Raw genomic sequence first — 7,756 nt, 5'->3', positions numbered from 1 at the left:
TTATTTAGGAAACAACGCCCAAGTTAATAGCCAAATGGCATTAACGCTATTACAAAGTTCACCATTTGTTGCAGCACCACTTAATAGTGCGCAGCAAAAAGACTTAGTGGCATTTTTGCGTGCATTAACCGACAATTGCGCTAAAGATACACGATGCTTACAAAAGTGGCTCCCTGGTACCACCGCGGTCGACCCAGATAACTTGCGTTTAAACGTATTAACTCGTCATAAAGGATAAAGTGTAACCCAATGAAAGTGACTATACGTGTCAAATTACTATTGATGATATTAATTGCTAACTCGGCACTGGTGTTAGCAATTTACATTGCCAATCAAATTGCATTTGAGAAAAGCTTTGCGCAGTATGTGCAAAGTAATGCGCGCGATAAAATGCAAGTGGTGATTGTGAAAGTAGTAGAGACGTATAAAGCACAAAATGGTTTTTCTTGGGTACGTCACCGCTCTGCGCAGTTAAGTGAAATCATGCAGTTATATCGCCAAGTGAATGGAGATAATATCAGTCGGCCTCCAAAGCGAGGACGCAAGCCAGAAGATGCTCATTCTAGTGGGCAGGAATACCGCCCTAAACGAGGAAACACGGACGCAAGTGACAGGTCATACCGTCGTCTACCGCCTCAAAATGAGGCGCGCCCAGGTCGAAAGGGGCCACCAAGAAAGGGAGAGAGAGCATCGTCTAACCGGCTCATATTTAAGTTACCAAACGGTCAACTATTGATTGGTAAAGCTGACATGGCCCACTCTGCGCTATGGTTACCTATGTATGATGGTGATGATAACGCGCAAACGAAAGGGCAGGGAGAGTTAATTGGTTTCATTGGGATTGAAAATGGCACTTTGATTACGTCTCGTTTTGACTCGATATTTGCCAAACAACAAGCGCAACAGTTTTTACACATTGCGCTTTTGGCTTTGTTAGTCACGGTTATTTTAGCCATTCCATTCAGTAAATATTTAGTACAACCCATTATACGACTGCGACGAAATGCTAGGCGTTTAGCGGGAGGAGACTATGAAAATAAAGTTGTATTAAACCGTCGAGATGAACTCGGATTGCTGGCACGTGATATGAATAAGCTGGCAGATACTTTGGCACAAAATCAGACGGCCAGACAACAATGGATCGCCGATATTTCACATGAGCTACGCACACCTATTGCAGTAATAAGAGCCGAATTAGAGGGGATGATTGACGGTGTTATTGCTATTGATGAGGCACAGTTAAGCTCTCTTTATGAAGAAATAGAACGACTTACTAACTTGGTGGATGATTTACACCAATTGTCGTTATCGGATAGGGGGGCACTCACTTACAATATGATGCCTTGTGAACTGAGCGGTGTATTAAATCGCTGTATTGATAAACGAAGTACAGGGCTTTCACTATTTGAGATAACGATGAGATGTGATGATAAGTTGACATTACACTGTGATCCGCAGCGAATTAGCCAGTTGTTCGATAACTTATTGCAAAACACCATTCGGTATACAGATGTGTCAGAACAAAAAAGCGGGCAGTTAAGTATCAGTGTGACGCAAACGTCGGAGAAAACACAGGTAATATGGGAAGATAGTTCACCAAGTGTTGCTGCTGAGCAATTGCCGAAGTTGTTTGAGCGCCTTTATCGAGTCGATAGTGCTAGAACGCGTCAAGCGGGCGGAACGGGACTCGGCCTCGCAATTTGTACCTGTATTGTTGAGAGCCACCAAGGAACAATACGAGCAGATTTGAGTGATCTGGGTGGACTCGCTATTATAATGGAGTTTTTTCACTAAAACGGACTGCAACCTTTGGATAAAACACGCATATTAATTGTTGAAGATGAGCCTAAGCTGGCAGATATTCTGAGTAAATATTTAGAAAAAGCAGATTATGAGACGCGTATTGTTGCTGATGGGGCCGATGCTGAGTATGCGTTTTCAACATTTGATCCACATTTAACCCTTCTCGATATTATGTTACCGAACGTAGATGGAATTGAAATTTGTAAAATGGTGCGCGCTAAATCTAATGTACCAGTCATAATGACGACCGCAAAAGTAGAAGAGATTGATCGGCTACTTGGCCTAGAGATTGGCGCAGATGATTATGTGTGCAAACCGTATAGCCCCAGAGAAGTGGTTGCTCGTGTTAAAGCGGTGCTGCGCCGAGTGACACTGAACGGTAATGGTGAAAAGCATGATATAGAAGATAAGCTTAGGCTAAATGAAGATACGCTCTTCGTATCGTTTTTGACCAACAGCGTAAGCCTCACTCATGTTGAATTTTTACTTTTAAAGTCAATGCAAGCCCATCCAGGGCGGATATACAGCCGTGATAAGTTGATGGATCATATTTATGATGATGATCGCATTGTCAGCGACCGTACTATTGACAGCCATATTAAGAAAATCCGCAAAAAGTTGCACGGTATCGCGCCTGAGCATGAGTTTATTCATTCAGTTTATGGTGGTGGCTATAAGTTTGAGGCTCAAAGCGAGTAATTGGTGGGGTAAATTCAGTATTAGATTATTTAATCACCGCTGTATTTGACCTATATGTGCAGTGGGAAGCAAGCTGAATTAGCCTCACGGATTAACTTCACTTCCCGCCTTTTTATAAAAATACCCTTGGTCGAACATTCATAGCAGGTCAGTTACGCGCTCTAACGCGAGCTTTACATTAAAGCGGAAGAGTGGGAAGATATAACGTACCTATTTTGTGTTTGCTTACAGATTAGGGTCATTTAAAGTTTTTAGATCCCCGTCAAAGAGTTCAATCTAGACATAATTAAATCACGAGAAAAAATGAAATATTCTATTTTAGGTGTAGCCGCTTTATTACTGCCTTTATCTAGCTATGCGCAAATGCAGTTCAGTTCTGAGCTATTATTAGGTAAATCTCAGCACGATATTTATTCTCGAACTGAGCTTAACAATAATAAAAAGCATTATTCGTCAGATCTTGTCACTCACTCTTTGGGTGTGAGAGTCGGTGTCAAGTTTTCTGATTATATTTCTTTTGAGGTTTCAAAGCATTTTCATGGCGAGGGCAAAAACGAAACGAACATTAATGTTTATGCGCCTTTAAGTTATACATTTTTTGAACAGGGCAGTGAAAAAATAGTGCCTATTTCAAGTTACAAACTACCTGTTCCAATTGAGCTTGAATCTACTCGGTTGGGTATTAAAGCTCAAACACGTTTATTTGATACGGTGTCAGTCAATATGAGGCTGGGTATAGCCCATTGGGGGTACCAAGCATCGACACCTGCAAGATTGACTTTCTCTAGTGCTGGGTATGACATGCAAAAAAGTGGTAATGATGTATTTTATTCAGTTGGTTTTGAACACCAAATCAATGAGAGTTGGTATGTTGGCTTTGAGTATTCACTATTGAGAATTAATGAAAGCGATGAATACGTAGAGATAGACGTTATTCAACGTAGCTACCAACATGATGTAAAAGATGCCGCGTTTATCCTCGGTTGGCAGTTTTAAAGTACATTAAGGGAGTATGCAAAGATCATTGATTGATGCACTATGAGTCAATCTTAAATCAATGCGTCACTCCCTCTAAAAAATAAGGGATTGTAAGGAAGGGTATAGCTTGACCTGCTCATTACAAATCCGGCCTAGTATTACTCGGCTTTTTCATTGAAGGGCTCAGCTTCTCTTAACTGAAAGCTAAATTCAGTGCCGGCTCCGATTTTACTTTGGACACGAATATCAGTTTTAAGCAGTTTAATTAATCGTTCAGTGATGGCAAGTCCAAGGCCTGCGTGTGACTTTTTACACCCTTTTGAATTACTGGCGCGATACCTTGCTTCAAAAATATAAGGCAGCTCTTTTGCTGAAATACCCACCCCAGTATCTTTTACTGTTACGGTTAGGTCTTCACCTTGCTGATTAACTTTGATTTCGATTGCTCCGCCTTCACCAGTGTGACGCAGGGCATTCTCAATTAAGTTTGTCAGGACCCGCTCTAGTTTGCCGATATCAGAATAGGCTTTTATATCACATACGGTCGGAGATATTGTTAATGACACCCCCATTTTATCGGCGCGAATAGCAAATTTTGCCATGGCATCGTATAGCAGTTCACCTAAGTTAAAGACTTCAAATTGCACGTTTGCATGGCCTGATTCTAAATGGGCTAATTCAAAGATTTGATCAATGAGAGATTTGAGTTGTTCGCAATTTTTTAGTGCAATACCCAAATGTAGGGCTTGCTGCTCAGGATCATGTTTTTTCAATGCAATAATTTCTAGGTAGCCTTGCAATGATGCCAAGGGAGTGCGTAAATCATGAGATAAATGCGCCAATAGCTGACGACGTTGATCATCTAATTCTGCGAGTTGTTTTACTTGAAGATCAATCGTTTTGACCATGTTATTAACACTTTCACCAAGCTGATGAACTTCGTTACTATGGGCTTTATTCCAATCCAGTAAGGTAATTTTACCGATATCAAATTGAGCGTGTTCTAATTGTTGTATATGTTCAGTCAATGCGGCTACAGGGCGCGTTAGATATTTAAAAAGGAGCAGGAGAGCGGTGAGTAAAAATGCTAACGCCAGGCCTAACCAACTCAGCCCAATAATTAATTGGTCGTTGCCTTTTATGTTGTTAATAATCGAGTCGTAAAGCTTTGAGCCAATAATAACGTATAAGTACCCTTGCAAGGTGTCACCATTGTAGACCGGTGCGACTGAAAATATTTTTTCTCTATATTTATTACGTGGGTCGTCACCATAAATCGGCAGTTGCTCAGGTTGATCAATTAATTTAATTAACGGAACAAGACTGATAGTCTGACGTTTTACTTCGCCGGGCTTTGCTGAATATGTTAGTAATTTTCCACTTGGGTCTATAAAGTAAAATTCAAATGACGGACCGAGCACCATTAAAGTGTGAAATAAATTTTCCAGTGCTTTGTAATCATAAACGCCTTGCTGAAGCAAAGGGTTATCGCCAACCAGGTGTTCAGCCAAACCAATATGTAGCTGCTGTTCTGCTTGGGCACGCGATACTTGTGATAATGCTTGCGTCCACCAAATAAATAGAGATGCAATTAAAATGAAGATCCCCGCCAGTGACATAGCAAGTTTATGATATAAAGACAGTTTCATGGCTTATGCCTGTGTTAGTTGTTTCGCATTGAGCTTATAACCGACGCCCCAGACGGTTTCAATAACGCCTTCTCCGCCATATTTTTCAAGTTTACTGCGCAGCCTGTTAATGTGTGAGTTAACGGTATGTTCGTAACCCGAATGTCGATAACCCCAAACTGATTCAAGTAGCTGTGTTCTCGAAAACACTTGATTTGGGTGGGCTGCAAAAAAGTGCAGTAACTCAAACTCTGTTGCGGTTAAGTCGAGTGCTTGAGCGCCTAAGCTTGCCTCATGACACACCGTATCAATACTTAATCGACCCAGCAGTAAGGGCGCTTGTTCTGTGTGCGTAGCTTGATTCTCTTTGGCTTGAAGTAACCTTACATGTCGCAGTTGTGCTTTGACTCTGGCTTGAAACTCCCTATAACTGAACGGTTTACAAATATAGTCATCAGCGCCCATCTCAAGACCAATAATACGGTCCATTTCACTACTTTTAGACGTTAACAGCACAACGCTAATATGAGGCGTCGAGGTTTTAATTTCTCGGCAAAGGGTTAAACCATCCACCCCAGGCAGCATAATATCGAGCAGCACAATGGCATAATTTCCTTGGTGTAACTTATCCATTGCGCTTTCTCCATCAAACACATGATCAACGTCCAATGATAATTCAGTTAAATGAACTTGTAGAAGACGCGCGATGTCTTGGTCGTCTTCTACAATAAGTACCTGTTGTTGCATAATGTGGCCTTTTCATCGCCCACACAGTGCGTATAGACGTTATTTAACTCTTGTTATAGTCACGGCCATGAGCGGGTTGTCGAATTTATGTTCAGACGTTAGTACTGACGTACTTAATCCATCATCATTACCGACAACGCCCGGGTGCATAGCCACTTTATCAATGTCATCACGTAGCGCATTAAAGCCTTCACCGCCATCTGCTGGGCCAGGCATTGAACCACTGCTCTCTGAGTTGGCTTCAGTACCAGAGTCATATGCTCGGGTGTTCATTTTAGCGTAGTCGCCAACAGCCATCTGAGAGACATCGATACTATTAAGACCGGTAAAGCCATCATTTGTATTCACCATCATGCTAATTAGCGATATTTTTTGATCTGTTAAGCTTGTAGTGGTTAACATCAGCTCGGTCATTGACCCAGGTCCAAGCGGGGCATCGCTTGATGCTGATGCGTTAACAACAGACAAACCAAGTAACCCAGAGTTATCTCCGCCTTCGGCCAGTTTTTCTAGTTCTTCACTGGCCATTTCACCAATGGTCCAAAATTGGCCTGTGGTGTGTAATGCTGCGCCAAGCGGTGATAGAGGTTGCGCATTGGTTAAATTAAGTGCCGTGACCTTAAACTCATATTGCGTTGGAGTTGGTGCAGGAGCGGGTGGTACTGGTGTTGTTACCATATTGTCATCGTTATCACCGCCACATGCAGCGAGTAACAAGCAAGCAAATGGTATTATAGGGGTTAACTTATTCATAATATGCCCCTTATTTAACCGTTACTGTCACTTTAGCAACAGGGTTTAACCAGCGGTGAACCGTGTTGTGTAAGTCGCTTTTTCCACCAATGGCTTCATCGTCGCCGACGTTACCGCGGTGAATATGCACCATAGTATTCGTTTCTGTTGTGGTTAAGCCACTGCCTTGGGTGCCCGGGGCTGCGCCAGGAGAGGCGGGGATCCCAGGCGTACCTGGTGCACCTGAACCATCAACAACCAACTCATTGTTTGCTTCGGTACCTGCATCATATGCATTTAAATATATGTGGTATGTGCCAGCTTCTGTCGGGATCTTCCAGGCATCTAAGCCAACGAACCCATCGTTTGTTGGTAGCATCATAGCGACTATAGATAAGGTTGTATTATTTTCTGTAGTACTTAAACTGCCTATGGCAGAACTGGCTGGAGCCAATAAACCCTCAGCTGGATTGGCAAGCTTATTGGCATTGATACTATCAAGTGTTGCTGATAGCGTATCAATACTCCCCCCTTCGGCCATTGCTTGAAGAGCGTCAGAGGCAGCTTGGCCAGTTTGGAATAAATGCGCATCGCTACTATGAGCACCGATTAATATTGGTGTGAAGTAAATCCCTTGGGTGAGGTTAGTGATTTTTACATCTATATCAGCGGCGTTTGCTGCTGACATTACCAATAAACTGCTCGTGCATATAAGTGATAGTAATTTTGCCTTCATGATATTCTCTTTCTTGGTTGTTATGACAGGACTAAGGATGTAGGCTAAATGTCTCGCTGATTTCACCGAAATATCACGTTTTTATCACAATCCTGGCGCAAGTTAGTCACAGTACTTTTAGTTGTTGATTTTGGTGTGAAAAAGCCGCTTATGAGCGCGGCTTATTTTTAATAATTCGCTTTACTACCAATAGCTCAGCACCATTTCAGTGGTAAAACCAGAGCCAAATGCAGCTATAATACCTTGTTCCACATTGCTTCTTTGCGAAAATTGCCGTGTGAGAACATCTATTACAGCAACACTTCAGGTATTGCCTGTGACTCTTAGGCATGCGCGAGAATGCGTTAGCCACTTATTTCGTTGGGGTATTAAGGTTGGAGTATTTTTTAATCTAATTCACAACTAAATTACAATAATTAACCTGAGCTGCGCA

Annotated in this window: 7 protein-coding genes and 1 pseudogene; 4 read left to right on the top strand and 4 right to left on the bottom strand. The window is 42.1% G+C overall.

Annotated features, from left to right (window positions below; genetic code table 11):
- From CWC18_RS20045 to CWC18_RS20030, 4 genes and pseudogenes are all read left to right on the top strand, one after another.
- A pseudogene (locus tag CWC18_RS20045) lies at window positions 1-238 on the top strand (cytochrome-c peroxidase); the annotation flags it as partial.
- 11 nt (window positions 239-249) lie between these two features.
- A complete protein-coding gene (locus CWC18_RS20040; protein ID WP_138593149.1) occupies window positions 250-1,794 on the top strand; it encodes an ATP-binding protein in 1,545 nt (514 codons plus the stop codon).
- Between the two features lie 15 nt (window positions 1,795-1,809).
- Entirely contained in the window at window positions 1,810-2,502 is a 693-nt protein-coding gene (locus CWC18_RS20035) for a response regulator (RefSeq protein ID WP_138675976.1), read from the top strand.
- A 303-nt stretch (window positions 2,503-2,805) separates the two neighbouring features.
- Window positions 2,806-3,498, top strand: coding sequence for an outer membrane beta-barrel protein (locus tag CWC18_RS20030; RefSeq protein WP_138675975.1), 693 nt, complete (start codon window positions 2,806-2,808; stop codon window positions 3,496-3,498).
- A 140-nt stretch (window positions 3,499-3,638) separates the two neighbouring features.
- Here the strand turns inward: CWC18_RS20030 and CWC18_RS20025 are convergent, their stop codons facing one another.
- Genes CWC18_RS20025 through CWC18_RS20010 form a run of 4 tightly spaced genes read right to left on the bottom strand, consistent with a single transcriptional unit; the run spans window position 3,639 to window position 7,323 of the window.
- The gene (locus CWC18_RS20025) at window positions 3,639-5,129 is read right to left on the bottom strand and encodes a sensor histidine kinase (protein ID WP_138675974.1); all 1,491 of its coding nucleotides are present in this window, start codon (window positions 5,127-5,129) and stop codon (window positions 3,639-3,641) included.
- Between the two features lie 3 nt (window positions 5,130-5,132).
- Window positions 5,133-5,855: a response regulator transcription factor gene (locus tag CWC18_RS20020; RefSeq protein ID WP_138675973.1), complete on the bottom strand. Its 723-nt coding sequence runs from the start codon at window positions 5,853-5,855 to the stop codon at window positions 5,133-5,135.
- Between the two features lie 39 nt (window positions 5,856-5,894).
- Complete coding sequence (locus tag CWC18_RS20015) at window positions 5,895-6,608, bottom strand: spondin domain-containing protein (RefSeq protein ID WP_138593159.1); 714 nt, start codon at window positions 6,606-6,608, stop codon at window positions 5,895-5,897.
- Window positions 6,609-6,618: 10 nt separating this feature from the next.
- Window positions 6,619-7,323: a spondin domain-containing protein gene (locus CWC18_RS20010; RefSeq protein ID WP_138675972.1), complete on the bottom strand. Its 705-nt coding sequence runs from the start codon at window positions 7,321-7,323 to the stop codon at window positions 6,619-6,621.
- Window positions 7,324-7,756 lie beyond the last annotated feature (433 nt).

The sequence above is a fragment of the Pseudoalteromonas aurantia genome (assembly GCF_005886875.1).
Classification (GTDB): domain Bacteria; phylum Pseudomonadota; class Gammaproteobacteria; order Enterobacterales; family Alteromonadaceae; genus Pseudoalteromonas; species Pseudoalteromonas aurantia_A.
The sequence above is the reverse complement of the archived record's forward strand: the minus strand, read 5'-3'. Positions and strand labels throughout refer to the sequence as shown.

Bases quoted from the DNA above. Each gene is read 5' to 3' on its own strand.
- CWC18_RS20030 (WP_138675975.1), top strand. From the start codon at position 2,806: ATGAAATATTCTATTTTAGGTGTAGCCGCTTTATTACTGCCTTTATCT.
- CWC18_RS20020 (WP_138675973.1), bottom strand. From the start codon at position 5,855: ATGCAACAACAGGTACTTATTGTAGAAGACGACCAAGACATCGCGCGT.
- CWC18_RS20010 (WP_138675972.1), bottom strand. From the start codon at position 7,323: ATGAAGGCAAAATTACTATCACTTATATGCACGAGCAGTTTATTGGTA.
- CWC18_RS20025 (WP_138675974.1), bottom strand. From the start codon at position 5,129: ATGAAACTGTCTTTATATCATAAACTTGCTATGTCACTGGCGGGGATC.
- CWC18_RS20015 (WP_138593159.1), bottom strand. From the start codon at position 6,608: ATGAATAAGTTAACCCCTATAATACCATTTGCTTGCTTGTTACTCGCT.
- CWC18_RS20040 (WP_138593149.1), top strand. From the start codon at position 250: ATGAAAGTGACTATACGTGTCAAATTACTATTGATGATATTAATTGCT.